This window comes from Paenarthrobacter sp. YJN-D, from assembly GCF_015040335.1.
Classification (GTDB): Bacteria; Actinomycetota; Actinomycetes; order Actinomycetales; family Micrococcaceae; genus Arthrobacter; species Arthrobacter nicotinovorans.
This window is the reverse complement of record NZ_CP053549.1, coordinates 1,637,471-1,654,328: the sequence shown is the minus strand read 5'-3', so window position 1 is coordinate 1,654,328 and position 16,858 is coordinate 1,637,471. Positions and strand designations below refer to the sequence as shown.

At 64.2% G+C, this 16,858-nt stretch carries 15 protein-coding genes; 13 read left to right on the top strand and 2 right to left on the bottom strand.

From position 1 onward, the window contains the following. The first annotated feature begins 37 nt into the window (after positions 1 to 37). The gene (locus HMI60_RS07875; RefSeq protein ID WP_193590902.1) at positions 38 to 661 is read left to right on the top strand and encodes a TetR/AcrR family transcriptional regulator; all 624 of its coding nucleotides are present in this window, start codon (positions 38 to 40) and stop codon (positions 659 to 661) included. A gap of 87 nt (positions 662 to 748) precedes the next feature. On the opposite strand, the gene HMI60_RS07870 is transcribed toward HMI60_RS07875, so the two are convergent. Then, entirely contained in the window at positions 749 to 1,477 is a 729-nt protein-coding gene (locus HMI60_RS07870) for a FadR/GntR family transcriptional regulator (RefSeq protein WP_018777949.1), read from the bottom strand. A gap of 332 nt (positions 1,478 to 1,809) precedes the next feature. Here HMI60_RS07870 and HMI60_RS07865 point away from each other — a divergent pair, with 332 nt between their 5' ends. From HMI60_RS07865 to HMI60_RS07835, 7 genes are all read left to right on the top strand, one after another. Next, positions 1,810 to 3,432, top strand: a complete 1,623-nt coding sequence (locus HMI60_RS07865) for an ABC transporter substrate-binding protein (protein WP_370584101.1) — start codon at positions 1,810 to 1,812, stop codon at positions 3,430 to 3,432. Positions 3,433 to 3,532: 100 nt separating this feature from the next. Beyond that, positions 3,533 to 4,489, top strand: a complete 957-nt coding sequence (locus HMI60_RS07860; RefSeq protein WP_035733684.1) for an ABC transporter permease — start codon at positions 3,533 to 3,535, stop codon at positions 4,487 to 4,489. A gap of 3 nt (positions 4,490 to 4,492) precedes the next feature. Then, entirely contained in the window at positions 4,493 to 6,613 is a 2,121-nt protein-coding gene (locus tag HMI60_RS07855) for a dipeptide/oligopeptide/nickel ABC transporter permease/ATP-binding protein (RefSeq protein ID WP_039239723.1), read from the top strand. Continuing rightward, positions 6,610 to 7,416, top strand: coding sequence for an ABC transporter ATP-binding protein (locus HMI60_RS07850; RefSeq protein WP_018777953.1), 807 nt, complete (start codon positions 6,610 to 6,612; stop codon positions 7,414 to 7,416). The genes HMI60_RS07855 and HMI60_RS07850 overlap by 4 nt, the downstream gene beginning before the upstream one ends. 37 nt (positions 7,417 to 7,453) lie before the next feature. After that, complete coding sequence (locus HMI60_RS07845) at positions 7,454 to 8,371, top strand: dihydrodipicolinate synthase family protein (RefSeq protein WP_193590900.1); 918 nt, start codon at positions 7,454 to 7,456, stop codon at positions 8,369 to 8,371. A 6-nt stretch (positions 8,372 to 8,377) separates the two neighbouring features. After that, positions 8,378 to 9,358: an ROK family protein gene (locus HMI60_RS07840; protein WP_193590899.1), complete on the top strand. Its 981-nt coding sequence runs from the start codon at positions 8,378 to 8,380 to the stop codon at positions 9,356 to 9,358. A gap of 10 nt (positions 9,359 to 9,368) precedes the next feature. After that, entirely contained in the window at positions 9,369 to 10,055 is a 687-nt protein-coding gene (locus HMI60_RS07835) for an N-acetylmannosamine-6-phosphate 2-epimerase (protein WP_110505024.1), read from the top strand. Between the two features lie 60 nt (positions 10,056 to 10,115). Here the strand turns inward: HMI60_RS07835 and HMI60_RS07830 are convergent, their stop codons facing one another. Next, positions 10,116 to 10,985 carry a sulfurtransferase gene (locus HMI60_RS07830; protein WP_193590898.1) on the bottom strand — a complete coding sequence of 290 codons (870 nt, stop codon included), beginning with the start codon at positions 10,983 to 10,985 and terminating at the stop codon, positions 10,116 to 10,118. 110 nt (positions 10,986 to 11,095) lie between these two features. Here HMI60_RS07830 and HMI60_RS07825 point away from each other — a divergent pair, with 110 nt between their 5' ends. From HMI60_RS07825 to HMI60_RS07805, 5 genes are all read left to right on the top strand, one after another. After that, the gene (locus HMI60_RS07825) at positions 11,096 to 12,553 is read left to right on the top strand and encodes an NAD(P)/FAD-dependent oxidoreductase (protein ID WP_193590897.1); all 1,458 of its coding nucleotides are present in this window, start codon (positions 11,096 to 11,098) and stop codon (positions 12,551 to 12,553) included. Between the two features lie 70 nt (positions 12,554 to 12,623). Then, positions 12,624 to 13,406 (top strand): ABC transporter ATP-binding protein, encoded by a 783-nt coding sequence (locus HMI60_RS07820; protein ID WP_193590896.1) that lies wholly within the window; start codon positions 12,624 to 12,626, stop codon positions 13,404 to 13,406. After that, positions 13,403 to 15,439, top strand: a complete 2,037-nt coding sequence (locus HMI60_RS07815; RefSeq protein WP_193590895.1) for a YhgE/Pip domain-containing protein — start codon at positions 13,403 to 13,405, stop codon at positions 15,437 to 15,439. Before HMI60_RS07820 ends, HMI60_RS07815 begins: the two co-directional genes overlap by 4 nt. Then, positions 15,436 to 16,068 carry a TetR/AcrR family transcriptional regulator gene (locus HMI60_RS07810; RefSeq protein WP_018777961.1) on the top strand — a complete coding sequence of 211 codons (633 nt, stop codon included), beginning with the start codon at positions 15,436 to 15,438 and terminating at the stop codon, positions 16,066 to 16,068. The genes HMI60_RS07815 and HMI60_RS07810 overlap by 4 nt, the downstream gene beginning before the upstream one ends. Before the next feature lie 132 nt (positions 16,069 to 16,200). Beyond that, positions 16,201 to 16,833 carry a hypothetical protein gene (locus HMI60_RS07805; RefSeq protein WP_227453681.1) on the top strand — a complete coding sequence of 211 codons (633 nt, stop codon included), beginning with the start codon at positions 16,201 to 16,203 and terminating at the stop codon, positions 16,831 to 16,833. Positions 16,834 to 16,858: the final 25 nt, after the last annotated feature.

Sequence of the window (16,858 nt, the reverse complement as noted above, 5' to 3'; positions counted from 1 at the left end):
AGCTCCGACCAGCAAGGAGGCCGATAAGGTGGGACTCATGTCCACGGAAGTACAGGGAAATACCGCCGGAACCCGCCGCCGGGAGCAGATCTTGGATGTCGCGGTGGAAATGTTTGCCAACCGCGGCTTTGAAAGCACCACCATGCGGGCGGTTGCGGAGGAAACCGGCACAACGGCACCCCTGGTGATCTACCATTTCGCCACCAAGCTGGAGCTCTACAGGGCCGTCTTCGCCCGGTACCAGTACCTCAATGAGGAACGCCGCCGGCAGGTCCTCGCGTTGGATCCTTCGGCGGCCGACGCCGTCGAACGCATTGTGGACGCTTTCCTGATGCCGACCCTGAAAGCGCAGGAAACCGCGGACGGAAAGCTGTTCGCCCGCCTCGTCCTTCGGGAGGCCTCGGACCCGTCAGCCCACGACCGCGGAATCCTTGCCGAATACTTCGATCCCATGGCCAGGGACTTCATCCAGGTGATGCGCAAAGCCCTTCCGGACAAACCACCGGGGTTCCACGAGTGGGCCTATATGTTCGGCGTGGGCGCACTGACCGGCACCGCACTCCCCCACCGCATCGCTTCCCTGTCGGAGCTGCCGAACATCAACGACTTCCGCTACGACTACCTCCGGACAGTCCTCGTCGACGGCTGGCGCGGCCACTGACCCGCGAAGCTGAGCCGCGCCGTTAACGGCAAGGGCCGCCGTCGTACTTCCGGTGAAAGCACGACGGCGGCCCTTGGGTGGAGTGCGTTACTCGCCGACAGCCTCGCTGATTCGGCGGCGAATGCCATCGAAATGCCGGTTGAGCAGCTCAGCGGCCGCTACCTTGTCCCCGGCGGCAACGGCGGCGTAGATGTCGCGGTGCATCGCTGCGGTTTTGACGAGGTCCTCGTTGCCCGGGCCGATCTCCACGTGGATCTTGCGGTAGACCTTCCAAAAGACGCCCATGAGGTTGATGAGGAGCTCGTTGTTGAGGGGTTCAAAAAGGCGTCGGTGGAACTCGGCGTCGGCGGCAACGAAGTTCTCGCCGGCTCCTGCCAATTCCTCCATCTGCTTGACCGATTCTTCGATGGACGCCAACTGCTCCTTGGTCATCACGTCCATGGAGGAACCAATCAGTCCCGACTCAAGGGCCTGGCGTACGTCCACCAACTGCAGCGCCTCGAGTCCCTGGTGACGCAGCGAGAGCCTGCCGCGGAAGGTCAGCCCATCGGCGAGCGCGTCGAAGTTGCTCGGCGCGACGAACATCCCGAACCCGTGGCGGATTTCGATGACGCCCAACGCCTGGAGCACCTTCAGTGACTCACGGAGGGTGTTGCGCCCAACGCCGAGGGCTACCGACAGTTCGCTTTCCGTGGGCAAGGGATCGCCGGCCTCAAGCTCGCGCTCAAGGATCAATTCCATAATGTCCGACTGCAATGCGCGCAGCCGGGCCTGTGCGCTGAACCGCGCCTGCGGAACCACACCGGAAGTTGTCATGGCTTTCTCCTTGCCGTGCACCGGCCCCAAGTGTTTGAAGTGGTGCGGTGTTAATATTGAGGCGAGCTTAGCGCTCACCACAGAATGAGTAGCTCGCAACATACAATATCGGATGTCCCACCTCCCTGATAGACATGGAGTGCGATTTCCCCGGATATCCCTGAGATTTCCGCCACGAACCGGCCGTAGCCGGATAACCGCAAGGCGCGCGGACTGCGCCCCGGCCGCTTAATCTCACTTGACGTTCCGCTGTGACCGCCCTTACAGTTTCCATACGAGCATCGGACGTCCTACATCCGATAACCCACGAAACTCGAATGGTGAGGCACCCTATGAGCAAGACGATCCAAAGCCCGCCGCTGGTCAACGATGCCAGCCGCCGGAACTTCCTGAAGCTGAGCGGCGCAGTTGGTGCAGCAGCCGCCTTCACGGCAACCCTTTCTGCGTGCGGCGGCGCTGCCAGCACCACGACCGGCAACGCAACGAACACAGCTGCAGTGAACAAGGACCTCATCATCGAGGCAGGCATTTCCTATGCACTCTCCACAGGCTTCGACCCCCTGAGCTCCTCGGGTGCGACCCCGATGGCAGCCAACCTGCACATCTTCGAAGGACTCATCGAGCTGCACCCGGCTACCCGCCAGCCGTACAACGCCCTGGCGGCAGCGGACCCCAAGAAGGTCAACGACACCACCTACCAGGTGACCATCCGCGACGGCGCGAAGTTCCACGACGGCTCCCCCGTCACCACCGAAGACGTTGCCTTCTCCTTCACCCGCGTCATGGACCCGGCGAACAAGTCCCTCTTCTCCCAGTTCATCCCCTTCATCCAGGCCGTGAAGCCGCTGGATGAGAAGACGGTTGAATTCACGCTCAAGTACGCTTTCCCGGGCTTCGGTCCACGCATCTCCGTAGTGAAGATCGTCCCCAAGGCCCTCGCCACCGACCTGAAGGCCTTCGACGCCAAGCCGGTCGGCTCGGGCCCCTACAAGCTGGTCTCCGCCGTCAAGGACGACAAGATCGTCTTCGAGGCATTTGCCGACTACAACGGCCCCAAGCCCGCCCTGGCAAAGGGCATGACCTGGCTTCTCCTTTCCGATGCAGCAGCACGCGTCACCGCCGTCCAGTCCGGCCGAGTCCAGGCAATCGAGGACGTTCCGTACCTGGATGTCGACGGTTTGAAGTCCAAGGTGAAGGTCGAATCCGTCCAGTCCTTCGGCCTGCTGTTCCTCATGTTCAACTGCGCCAAAGCACCGTTCGACAACAAGCTGGTCCGCCAGGCCCTGCACTACGGCCTGGACAAGGAAGCCATCATCAAGAAGGCACTGTTCGGCAACGCCAAGGCAGCCACGTCCTACTTCCAGGAAGGCCACCCGGATTACGTCAAGGCCAAGAACGTCTATGGCTTTGATACCTCCAAGGCCGCGGACCTCCTGAAGCAGGCCGGCGTCACCAACCTGGAATTCGAGCTGCTCACCACGGACACCGCCTGGGTCAAGGATGTGGCCCCGCTGATCCTCGAATCCTGGAACAAGATCCCCGGTGTCAAGGTGACGGTCAAGAGCCTCCAGTCCGGTGCTTTGTACAGCGACCGCGTGGGCAAGGGCGACTACTCCGTGGTCGCAGCACCCGGCGACCCCTCAGTCTTCGGCAACGACGCGGACCTCCTCCTGAGCTGGTTCTACTCCGGCGCAACCTGGATGGACAAGCGCGCGTTCTGGACCACCCCGGAGCGCATCAAACTACAGGACCTCATGGACAAGGGCTCCCAGGCCTCCGGTGATGCAGCCAAGAAGATCGTGGGCGAAATCGTGGACATGGTCTCGGACGAGGTTCCCCTGTACCCGGTCTTCCATCGCCAGCTCCCCAGCGCCTGGGACGAGAAGAAGCTCAACGGCTTCCAGCCTCTGCCCACCACCGGCCTGTCCTTCATCGACGTCGGACGCACGGCCTAAGCACCCCTCGCGTTGCGGGGCCTGCTCTGCGGCCTGAAACCCCCACAGAGCCCGCAGAGCAGGCCCCGCAACCAGCACCACCAACCTACCGGAGAACAAATTGGTCACGATATTGCGTCTGCTTGGCCGCAGGCTTGCAGCATTGCCATTGATGATCCTGGGCATCACGTTGCTCGTCTTCCTCGTCCTGCAGGCCGCTCCCGGAGACCAGGCAAGCTCCGCCCTCGGTGACGGCGCCAGCGAAGAAGCGAAGCAGCAGTACCGCCAGGACAATGGCCTCAACGATCCCCTGGTCCTGCAGTACTTCCGATTCCTCGGCAAGCTCCTGCAGTTCGACCTTGGCACCACCACCCCGCCGGCCAAGTCCGTGGCTTCCATGATCGGCTCGGCTTTCCCACTGACGCTCCAGCTCACTTTCCTGGGCGTCCTCATCGCCATCGTGCTCTCGCTGGCGTTCGGCATCCTCGGCGCGCTCTACCGCGACAAGTGGCAGGACCAGTTGGTCCGCGTCTTCTCCATCGCCGCGATCGCCACGCCCTCGTTCTGGTTGGGCATCCTGCTCATCCAGTGGTTCGCGCTCGGCGAGAACCCGATGTTCCCCTCGGGCGGAATTGCGACGCCGGAGTCCGGCTTCGGCGGTTGGCTCAACTCGATGGCCCTCCCGGCCCTCGCCCTCGGCATTCCCGTGTCCGCCTCGCTGATCCGCGTGGTCCGCACCTCGATGGTGGAAGAACTGGACCGCGACTACGTCCGAACCGCCATCGGCAATGGTGTCCCCTACCGTGAGGTCGTCTCCAAGAACGTCCTCCGCAACGCTCTCGTCACCCCGGTGACCGTGCTGGGACTGCGCGTCGGCTACCTGCTGGGCGGCGCCGTCGTGATTGAAATGATCTTCGCCCTGCCCGGCATGGGCCAGCTGATCCTCAACGGCATCACCAACCTGGACGTCAACCTGGTCCAGGGCGTGGTGCTCACCATCTCCGTCACCTTCGTTCTGGTGAACATCGTGGTGGACCTTCTTTACCTGCTCATCAACCCCCGAATCAGGACGGTATAGCTCATGCGCAGCAAGCTCGCAGAACGGCTAAGTGCCCCGGGCATTCGTTTCAAGGCCCTGCCCTGGGGCTCCCGTATCGCCCTGCTCTTCCTCATCGTGATTGTCCTGGCCGCGGTCTTCGCGCCGGTCATTGCCCCGCACGATCCGCTGGAAACCTTCATTCCAGCCACACCGCCCGGCGCCGAGCACTTCTTCGGTACCGACCGCCTAGGCCGCGACATCTTCTCCCGGCTCCTGTTCGGCGCACAATCGTCGCTGATGATCGGCCTCGGTGCAGTGGCTCTGGCCATCCTCGCCGGCGCTCTCCTGGGCTCCTTCGCGGCGACCTCCAGCAAGTCCGTGAACGAAATCATCATGCGGCTCATGGACATCCTCATGGCGTTCCCGGGCATCGCCCTGGCCGCCGTGCTGCTGGCAGCATTCGGCAACTCGGTCCCGACCATCATCATCGCGATCGCCATCATCTACACCCCGCAGCTGGCCCGCGTGGTCCGCGCCAACGTGCTGGCACAGTACGGCGAAGACTACGTCCGAGCCGAACGGGTGATCGGTGCCGGACGCTTCTACATCCTGGTCAAGCACATCGTCCGCAACACCGCCGCTCCGGTGCTGGTGTTCGCTACGGTCATGGTGGCAGACGCCATCATCCTGGAAGCTTCCCTGTCCTTCCTCGGCGCCGGCGTGCAGGATCCCGCCCCGTCGTGGGGCAACGTGATCTCCTACGGACGCAATCTGGTGCTGTCCGGCGGCTGGTGGGCCACCACCTTCGCCGGCCTGACCATCCTCCTGACCGTTCTGTCCCTGAACATCCTCGCCGAGGGCCTCACGGATGCGATGGTGAACCCGAAACTCCGCCGTGCGCCCGTAGTAAAGGACGACGACGGATCCGCCGCAGTTGTGGCCGTTGACACTGAGGTGGCAACCTCAGTTGCCCAGCCTTCGGTGGTTGAGGAACATGAGCTCGACGGCGTCCTTGCGGCTTCCGGTGACGGATCCGCTTCTGATGTGGCCACTTCAGCCGTGCTCACCGACGTCCGACTCGCAGCCGCGAACCCACACCTCCTGCTGGACCGTGAGCTGGAACTGCTCGCAGCCATCGAAGCGAAGCGCACCGACCGCCTCCCCCAGGTTTCGGCCGGCGCACGCAACGTCCTTGAAGTGAAGAACCTGTCCATCCGTTTCCCGGGCCGCTTCGGCGACATCGCGATCGTGGACAACGTGTCTTTCACCGTCCGCGAAGGCGAAACGATGGGCCTGGTGGGCGAATCCGGTTGCGGCAAGTCCATCACCTCGCTGGCCGTCATGGGCCTTCTTCCCAAAACAGCCCAGGTCACCGGTTCCATCATGTTCGACGGTAAGGAACTCCTGGACGCCAAGACGCAGCACAGCAATCCCAAGGCGTACGAGGGCCTCCGCGGTGAGCAGATTGCCATGGTCTACCAGGACGCCCTGAGCTCCCTGAACCCGTCCATGAAGATCAAGGACCAGCTGGAGCAGCTCACCAAACGCGGCGGACGGAAGACGCCCACCGAGCTCCTTGAAATGGTGAAACTGGACCCTGTCCGGACCCTCGCCAGCTACCCGCATGAGCTCTCCGGCGGCCAGCGTCAGCGTGTGCTGATCGCCATGGCCCTGTCCCGTTCGCCGAAGATCGTGGTTGCCGACGAGCCCACGACAGCCTTGGATGTCACCGTCCAGAAGCAGGTTGTGGATCTCCTCAACGAACTGCGCGAACAGCTCGGCTTCGCGATGGTATTCGTCAGCCACGACCTCGCGCTGGTGGCTTCCTTGGCGCATCGCATCACCGTCATGTACGCCGGCCAGGTGGTGGAATCCGCACGAGCCTCCGAACTCCTGCAAAACCCCAAACACGAGTACACCCGGGGTCTGCTGGGCGCCGTCCTTTCCATTGAGGCCGACGCCGTCCGGCTGCACCAGATTCCCGGCACCGTCCCGTCGCCCCGGGACTTCGCAACGGGCGACCGCTTCGCGGCCCGCTCACTGCGACCCGACGCCGATCCCCACCAGAAGCTGGTCCTCACCACGGTTTCTTCGGTTGACTCCGCAAACGGTGACGATGCCGACCACTACTGGGCCAGCCACTTGAAGGAGGACGCGAAATGAGCGAGTCAACCGGCAAGCCGGTCATCGAACTCAAGGACGTCAAGGTCTACCACCACGCACGGACCGGTGGCCTGTTCCGGCCGAACATCGTCAAAGCCGTGGACGGCGTGGACTTCACCATCAGCCGCGGCGAAACCGTGGGCATCGTCGGTGAGTCCGGCTGCGGCAAGTCCACGCTCGCGTCAGTGCTCGTGGGACTGCAGCCGCCGACGTCGGGCCAGGTCATGTTCCACGGAAAGCCTGCCATCAAACGGAACGCCGCCATGCGCAAGCAGTTCGGCCGCTCCGTCTCCGTGGTCTTCCAGGACCCGGCAACGGCACTGAACCCGCGCATGACCATCCAGGACATCCTCACGGATCCTTTGCAGATCCACGGCATTGGTAACGCGTCATCACGCGCCGCCAAGGTCAAGGAACTGTTGGCGCTGGTTGGCTTGCCGCAATCGGCAGCCGAAGTAACGCCGTCGCAGGTTTCCGGCGGCCAGCGCCAGCGTGTGGCGATCGCCCGCGCACTGGCCCTGGACCCGGACATCATCGTGGCGGATGAGCCGACGTCGGCCTTGGACGTTTCAGTCCGTGCGCAGGTCCTGAACCTGCTGTCCGACCTGAAGACCCAGCTGAACCTCGGCATGGTGTTCATTTCGCACGACATCCAAACCGTCCGGTACGTCTCGGACCGCATCTGCGTCATGTACTTCGGCAAGATCGTCGAGCAGGGCACAGCCGCGCAGGTCTTCGACAACCCGAGCAACGACTACACCAAGAAACTGCTGGGCGCCGCGCCGAGCCTGCTTCACATCTAGTTTTTCCCTTCACAAGTTACAAACAACGGAGAATTCTGTGTCCACTCAGTTCCAGGGCGTCATCCCCCCGGTCATCACCCCCCGCCACGCTGACGGCAGCATCGACACCGCGTCGCTGAAAAACGTCACCAAGCACCTGATCGACGGCGGCGTGTCCGGCCTCTTCGTCCTGGGCTCCTCCGGCGAAGTCCCGTACCTCAGCAACGACGAGCGTGAGCTGGTGGTCTCCACCATCGCCGACGCCAACGCCAGCGCGGTTCCGCTGATCGTGGGCGCCAACGAGCAGACCACCAACCGCGTGATCGAAGAAGCGCGCAAGGTGGTTGACCTGGGCGCTGACGCGATCGTAGTCACCTCCATGTACTACGCAATCGGCAACGCAGCGGAAACCGAAACGCACTTCCGCAGCATCCACGCCGCCATCGACAAGCCGATTTTCGCTTACGACGTCCCGGTCCGCACGCATTTCAAGCTGCCCACCGACCTCCTGGTCCGCCTCGGCCGTGACGGCGTCATTGCCGGTGTCAAGGATTCCTCGGGCGACGACGTTTCCTTCCGCCAGCTGCTCCTCGCAGCCAAGGACATCCCCGACTTCGACATCTTCACCGGTCACGAAGTTGTGGTGGACGGCGCCCTCCTGGGCGGCGCGCAAGGCGTTGTTCCGGGCCTTGGCAACGTTGACCCGGCAGGCTACCGCCGCCTGTTCGACGCCGCGCAGGCAGGCGACTGGGCAGGTGCGGCCCGCGAGCAGGACCGCTTGGCCGACGTCTTCGAGATCGTCTACACCCCCAACGGACGTGTCTCCGGCGGTGCCGCCGGCCTGGGTGCCTTCAAGACCGCGCTGCAGGTGATGGGCGTGATCGAGTCCAACACCATGAGCTCGCCCATGCTGTCCCTGAATGAATCCGAGACTGCTGCGATCCGCGAAATCCTTGAACGGAACGGGCTGGTCTAAGCATTCATGACCGCTCCCCTAGCCCAAGCGACCCACGTGATCGGCGTTGACCTCGGCGGCACCAAAACCGCTGCCGGGGTTGTTGACTCCACTGGTGTTGTGCTGATGTCGGAGACCATTCCGACGTTGAACCGGGCAGGTGGTGAAGCGATCCTCGACGCCACCTCTGCGCTGATCGCGGGCTTGGTGGAGCGCGCTGCCGACGCCGGACATACCGTGTCCGGCGTCGGTGTCGGCTCCGCAGGGGTTATCGACGCCGCTTCAGGGACCGTGGTGTCGGCAACGGATGCCATCCTCGGCTGGGCTGGGACGGCGCTTGCCGCAGGCTTGTCGGCGCGCCTCGGCCTGGGCGTGCGTGCCGTCAACGACGTCCACGCCCATGCCCTCGGCGAAGCCTGGCTGGGTGCCGCCGCGGGATCGTCGAGTTCCCTCATGGTGGCCTTCGGGACCGGCGTCGGAGGCAGCTTTGTCCTGGACGGCACCCCTGTTCTTGGCCACCGGTTTGTCGGCGGGCATGTAGGGCACTTCGCTTCGCCTTACGCCACGTTCGACGGCGTTCCCCTGGCCTGCGTCTGTGGCGCTGCCGGGCACGTGGAGGCGATCGCTTCCGGACCTGCCATCCACGAGTCCTACCTCCGCTTGGGGGGTTCTGCCCTGGATGCCGCTGACACCCGTGGCGTGTTCGCGCTGGCCGAACCTGACAGCAACGCCGAGGGAGCCACCGCGAGCACCCTCGCGGCGGCCCAAGCCGTTGAACTCGGCGCTGCCGCCGCCGGGCAAGCCGTCGGTGGCCTCATCAATATCCTGGACCCTGAAACCGTCGTGGTCTCCGGCGGCCTTGCCGACGCGGGCGGCCTCTGGTGGAAACCCATGGAGATTGCCTTGCGCCGGGAACTGCTCTCGCCGCTGCTTTCCGTGCCGGTAGTCCGGGCAACCCTCGGCAACAGCGCTGCCATTGTTGGTGCTGCGAAACTCGTCCTTCAGTAAGGAAGACATCTTGATCCTCACTCCAGCAGGCCTCGAAGGCCTCCGTGCCCAACTGATCGTCTCCTGCCAGGCCTACCCGGGCGAGCCCATGCGCGATCCCCGGACCACCGGGCAGGTGGCCGCTTCGGCCGTGATCGGCGGGGCTGCGGCGATCCGTGTCCAGGGGTTGGCCGACGTGCAGTTCACGCGCACCGCCGTCGAGGTCCCTGTCATTGGCTTGTGGAAGGACGGCCACGACGGTGTCTTCATCACTCCCACACTGCGGCACGCCCTCGCTGTGGCCAATGCCGGTGCACACGTTGTAGCCATTGACGGGACACGGCGTTCCCGACCGGATGGGCTTTCCCTCGCCGGGACCGTTGCCGGAATCCATGCGGAATCCCATGCTTTGGTCATGGCTGATTGCGGTTCGTTCGACGACGCCGTCGCCGCCGTTGAGGCGGGCGCGGACCTGATCGGGACCACCTTGGCCGGCTACACCGGCGAGCGCCCCAAGACCGACGGGCCGGACCTGGAGCTCCTGCAACGGATCGCTTCTGCCGGCTTGGGAAAGCCCTTGATCGCCGAGGGCCGCATCCACACCCCCGCCCAAGCCCGCCAAGCCCTCGACGCCGGCGCCTTCGCCGTGGTTGTCGGGACCGCCATCACCCACCCGGCCAGCATCACGGGCTGGTTCAAGGGTGCGATGCACGCGTAGCTGCATTTTCTGCTGGATCATTCCGTGGACCCACCCTGTGTGTGCCCCGCATGGCGCGGGTTACCCCGCTCGGGACGGCGATGATCCAGCAGAATCTCCACGGACCTGTCCCCAGGACGTCTCCACCGGCCTGTCCAGCGCCTGTCCGTACTGGGACCACCCGCCGACAAACAGCTTGCCGCGGCCCATTCCCAGGTGCTCCATCATCAGCAGGTTGTGGCAGGCAGTCACCCCGGAGCCGCAGTAGGAAATGGTGTTGTCTGCGGAGTTGATGCCTGCCCGTTCGAAGTTTGTACGGATCCGGAGTTCGGGCAGCAACTGCCCGGATGGGTCGAGGTTGCCGCGGCAAGGGACGTTGACGGCTCCGGGAATGTGGCCCGGACGAGGATCGATGGGGTCCTGTTTGCCCTCGAAACGGTCACGGTTCCTGGCATCCACCGTCACGTACCTCCCGGAAGCAGCGTCCGAGATATCGGCGAGATGGCCCGCCGGCCATGCCCGGGCCGTGAAGTTCCCTCGCGGCCTTGGCGCGGTTTCATCGGTGACTCGGCCTGGATGGGAGTCCATCCCTCCCTGCAGGACCGCTGCCTTGTGCCCCGTCGACCTGAGCATCCACACGAGCCTGGCCGCGATGACTCCACCGGCGTCGTCGTAGGCAACTACTGTGTCCGCGTCATTGATACCGGCGGCCCGCATCCCCTCGGCGAACACTTCGGGATCGGGCAGCGGGTTCCGCCCGGCCTCAGGGGACGCCGGACCGGATAGCCAGCGGTCCAGATCGATGAACACCGCGCCAGGGAGATGCCCGCGCAAGTACTCGTCCTTCCCGGACGAGCCGTCGAGATACCATCGGGTGTCCGCCAGGACGATGCCCTCACGGCGCCCCGCACACCACTTCCAATCAACAAACGGCCTCAGGTGTTCGTTCATGTTCGGCAGCCTAATCAATCAATCCATATTTTGAGATATGGATATCAATATATGGACAATGCAAAACTCCTTCCCTCACAACGCCAGCGGAGCGGTTGTAGGCTTTCCCCATGACTGCCGAGAGCTCCCGCGAATACGACGTAATAGTGATCGGCGCAGGCGCCGTTGGGGAAAACGTGGCGGACCGGGTGGTTCGGGGCGGCCTCTCGGCAGTGATCATTGAAAGCGAATTGGTTGGCGGCGAATGCTCGTATTGGGCCTGCATCCCCTCCAAGGCACTTCTCCGCCCCGGCAGCGTCCTCCATGCCGCCCAGGGAATTCCGGGTGCGACGGAGGCCGTTACCGGGACAATTGATGCCAACGCAGCTTTGAAGCACCGGGACTGGTTCACCAACAATTGGCAGGATGGCAGCCAGGTTGAATGGCTGGACAGCGCCGGCATTGACCTGATTCGCGGGCGCGGCCGGATAACCGGCCCCCGCGAGGTTCACGTGGATGGGCTTGACGGCAACAGCTACGCCCTCAAGGCCCACCACGCCGTAGTGGTCGCCACCGGCTCGAAGCCCACCGTCCCGGGCATCGAAGGCCTGCAGGACGTACCTTTCTGGACCACCAGGGAGGCCACAGCAGCCAAGGAAGTCCCGAAGCGGTTCGTCGTCCTCGGCGGCGGCGTGGCCGGTGTCGAACTGGCCCAGGCATTCGCCCGCTTGGGTTCCAACGTCACGCTGGTGGCGCGGGGGCGGTTGCTGAGCAGCTATGCGGAGGAAGCAGCGAACCTGGTCCTGGCCGGCCTTCGCGCCGATGGCGTCGCGGTCCACCTCCATAGCGACGTCCACAAGGTGGAGAAGAACGACGACGGTTCCATCACCGTGGCGCTCGACGGCAAAACACTCGTTGCCGACCAGCTGCTGGTCGCCTCTGGACGGCATCCCGCCCTGGCCAGTCTGGGCTTGGAAAGCGTTGGCCTTGAAGCCCGGGACGGCAAAGCGCTCCGGCTCACGACGGATGCCAGCGGGCTCGTCGAGGGCCCATCCGGCGGCGAAAGCAACGGACCGTGGCTCTATGCCGCCGGAGACGCTGCCGGAAAGGTGCTCCTGACACACCAAGGCAAATACGAAGCGAGGGCAACAGGGGACGCCATCGTGGCCCGGGCCAAGGGCGAACTGAAAGGCAGTCCGCAGCCGTGGAGCCCCTGGGCGCATACCGCCAATGATCACGCGGTGCCCAGCGTCGTCTTCACCGACCCCGAGGTTGCGTCCGTGGGTCAGGGCCTTGAGCAGGCACTCCTGCAGGGCAAGAACGTTACGGGGGTAGAACTTCCCATCAACGTCAGCGGCTCACAGTTGTACTCCCCGGACTACAAGGGGTGGGCCCAGATTGTGGTGGATGAGGACAGGAAGGTGATCCTGGGAGCGACGTTCGCAGGTCCCGGCGTCGCCGAACTCCTCCATTCGGCGACGATCGCCATCGTTGGGGAGGTGCCGCTTGACCGGCTCTGGCATGCGGTTCCGTCGTATCCGACCATCAGCGAGGTATGGCTGCGGCTTATGGAAAAATATGGCCTCTGATTCTTATTTGAACTGACCAGTCAGTTCAGTTAGACTTTCAGCAGACAACAGTTCTGCGAAAGGCTTCATTGTGCTGTCCGTACAGCAACTCCAGATCAACGGCCGCCGGGACGATCTCCTCCCGGCAACCTCGCTCCAGGTGCACCGCGGCGAACTCCTCCTGGTTGCAGGGGAAGGCCAGGACCAGCGGACCGCCCTCGCTTTGGCCCTGAGCGGCCGCATGAAGCCCAGCAACGGCGTCCTCAGCTGGGACAACACCACCAAAACAAAGAAGATCAGGCTTGCCAGCGCCCTGGTGGACTCCCCCGGAGTCAACGAACCGGAGCAGCACCTCAGCGTCCGCGACCTCGTCACCGAAGACCTTTCCCTTATCCCGCGACGCTACCGCGGTGCGCTGCTGAGCAAACCCTGGCTCAAAGTGAACAGCTTCGAGGACATCGCCGGCCTCTGGATCGAACAACTTCCCGCCGGCCGACGCCTTGAACTGCTGACGGCCCTCGCCCTGGCAGACCCTGCCACGGACCTCCTGGTCATCGACTCCCCCGACCGACACAGCGCGGATCCTGAGACCTGGTTGCCCCGGCTCCAGGCATTGGCGTCCGACGCCGGGCGGCCGCTTGCCGTCGTCGCCGTCGTCGGTGCCCTCCCGGACAACTGGACGGGCGCCGCAGCCGTGATCGGCAACTCAGTGACCCATCCCCCTGAACGGGAAGCGGAGCCCGCGCCGGCACCGGCCGAGCCGGCCGCCGTCGTCGAACCGGCGGTCGAACCCAAAGCCAAGCACGCCGCCGGCGCAACGCCGGACGTGACCGAAGAACCTGAAACCGAAAACCTCCAAAGGACTGCAAAGTGACTGTTCTGCGGCTTGCCCGCTCCGAACTCAAGCGCATGACCGGCGGGCTCCTGCCCAAGCTGACCATCCTCGCCCTGACCATGGTTCCGTTGCTGTACGGCGCCGTGTACCTGTACGCGAACTGGGATCCGTACGGCAACCTGAACCAGATCGACGCTGCCTTGGTGGTCGAAGATACCGGAGCGACGTCGAAGGACGGCACCGAGCTGCAGGCCGGCAAGAAGGTGGCCGACAGCCTGGAAGAAGGCCATGTCTTCAACTGGAAGCAGGTCTCCAGCGCGGAAGAAGCCGACGCCGGCGTCCGGACGGGCGAATACGCCTTCGCATTGCGGATCCCCAAGGATTTCTCAGCAAACCTGGTCTCGCCCGGCAGCTTCGACGCCGCAAACCAGGCCATGCTGCACGTCACCACCAACGACGCCAACAACTACCTCCTGAGCACCATCGTGGACAAACTCACCACTGCCGTGCACTCGACGGTGGCCAAGGAAGTAGGCGAGGAAACGGCCAACCAGCTCCTCACCGGTTTCGGCACCATTCACGCGTCGATCGTGAAGGCAGCCGACGGCGCGTCCGAGCTGGCCACGGGCGTCGGAAAACTCAGCGACGGCGCCGCGACCCTCCACACGGGCACCGGCCAGCTGGTCACCGGCGCGGATCAGCTCGTGTCCGGCCAAACCCAGCTGCGGGATGGCGCTGTGCAACTGAACACGGGTGCCGGCCAGCTGAGTTCCGGCCTCACGGAATTGAAGAACAAAACCGCCACTTTGCCTGCCGATTCGCAGAAACTCGCGGACGGTGCAGCCCAGGTGGCCGCTGGAAATGCGGAGCTGAACGCCAAGGTCCAGGAGGTCGTCGGACAGTTGGACGCCGCCGACAAGGGCCTGCGCAACCGCGTCGTGGAGTCGAACGCACGGCTCGTCACGGCGGGCGTGCTGACACAGGAGCAGGCCGATAAGGTCCTGGCAGATTTCGATGCCGCCGCAGCATCCAGCCCGGTCACCGATGCCAAGGCGAAGATCTCCGGTGATGCGGCCAAGATCCAGCAGCTCTCGGACGGTTCGGCAGCAGTGAGCGCAGGCGCCCAGAAGCTTGCCGGCGCCACGCCGACGCTGACCGATGCCATCTCGCAGGCTGCGGCTGGTGCCGGGCAGCTGAATTCCGGCGCAGCAACCCTGGCCGCCGGCCAGCAGACCGCTTTGGACGGCGCAGTAAAGCTCGACGACGGCGCCCGCCAACTGGACGACGGCGCGGGACAACTTGCCAGTGGTGCAGTGACCGCTTCCGATGGCTCGCACACGCTGGCCACGGAGCTCGCCAAGGGTGCGGGTGAGATCCCCAACCCGAACGATGAACAAAAGAGCAACGTCTCCAAGGTCATCGCCGACCCCGTTTCGGTGAACAACGTCTCCCAGGCGAAGGCAGGTTCCTACGGCGCTGGATTGGCGCCCTTCTTCCTGACCTTGGCCCTGTGGATCGGTGTCTTCATGCTGGTCCAGGCCATGCGGCCAATCACCCAGCGGGCCCTGGCGTCGAACGCCCCCGCCTGGAAAATCGCCGTCGGAGGCTGGCTGCCGTTCTTCGTGGTCTCGGTGCTGCAGGCCACCATCCTCACCCTGGTGGTGGACCTCGGACTTGGCTTGAATCCGGCCCATCCGATCGGGATGTGGCTGTTCATGCTGGCCGCGGTGATGGCGTTCAGTGCCAGCATCCAGGGCATCGTGGCGCTGATGGGTACGCCCGGCAAGTTCGTTGTGCTGATCCTGCTGGTCCTGCAGCTGGTCTCCTCCGGTGGTACCTTCCCCTGGCAGACCACCCCCATGCCGCTTCATGTGGTGCATGAGGTCCTGCCCATGGGTTACGTCGTCACTGGCATGCGGCACCTGATCTATGGCGGTGAACTCAGCATGATCTGGCCGACGGTTCTGGGCCTGCTTGGATACACTTTGCTCGGAGCGGCGCTGTCCACCCTGGCAGTCCGCAAGCACAAGATGTGGACCCTGAAGACCCTGAAGCCGGAGATCGCAGTATGAGCACCACCCAGCCATCCGATTCCGGCGATACCGGAAAGAAATTGCGCCCGGGTCGCACCAACGCCACCAAGCAGCGCCTGTTCGAAGCGTCCATGGAGCTGATCGGCGAACGTGGTGCAGCGGGAGTGACGGTTGACGAGATCGCGGCCGCCGCAGGAGTGTCCAAGGGGACTGTGTATTACAACTTCGGCAGCAAGTCGGACCTGATCGCGCAGCTCCTGCGGCACGGCGTGGACATCATGCTGGTCAGGCTCCAGGACGTCCAGGGGCAAAGCAGTGATCCGCTGGAATCCATGAAGAACATGGTGGCACAGGCCATGGAATTCATGGACGACTACCCGTCCTTCGCCCGGCTGTGGGTCAGCGAAAACTGGCGGACACCCGGCGAGTGGAGCGCTGTGTTCACCGAACTCCGCGCAGAGCTGCTGGCCGTGATCGGTTCCGCAGTTGAGCGCGTCGCCGCCGGCTACAAGGTTGACCAGAGCATTGTCCGAGGCAGCCTGGAAGCAGCCATCTTCGGGGCCATCTTCGTGGTGGGCCTGGACCGGCAAACGTACAACCCGGAGCGGACCCGCGAGCAAAGCGTGGCCGCAGTGATGACCATCATGCACGGCTACGTGATCAAGTAGCTTCAAGCACGTTGTGAGGCCCGGTCTGCGTGGCATGACGCGCTCATAGCCTGCTCAGCGGGCCCCGCAACGGTATGCAACTGCAATGTACGACGGCGTGGCGCGGCCACATGGTCGGCGATGATTAACCTCATGCGTCACATGGGGAACAGCGGGAAGCTTGCGGTGGTGGCCGCCTTTGTGTCCCTGGGACTCTTGGTCATGGCCGCCGTCGTGCTCGAGGAATTGGTGCTGTACCTGTTCCTGGGCAGCGTGCTGCTCTGCTACCTGGCTTCCCTGGTCCAGGTCTTCAACCGGCGGCGGTACTTTGTGATCCTGCTGGGCGCCATCGGAACGAGCCTGTTCATCGGCTGCAGCATCGCCTTCCTGCGGATGTGGGGCATCGCGTTCACCCAGGATGCCAACGCTTTGGGCAGTGCGGTGAGCACCAAGGACTCTGACATCTATTTCTACTTAGCGGTGGCCGCCGGGGTGGGAACACTGGCCGTCATGTTCCTCGGAGCCGTGGTGCCTTCGTTTGGTTCGCGGGCTGCAGCTCCCGCGAAACGGCCCGTCCCTGCGGCAAGGAAACGGCCGGCAGGGCGCACGCCAACTTCCCGCCAGGCGACGCAGTCCAAGCGTCCGGTTGTGCCGGCCCAACGCCCCGCGGGCACTGCAAAGCCGGCTGCCCCTAAGCGCCCCGCACCATCCCGGACGCCGACCACGGCAGCCAAGCGGCCGGCGTCGAACGCTCCAAACCAACGCAAGGCAGCGCCCAAACGCTAACGCCCCTGCGTTGCGAGGCCCGCTC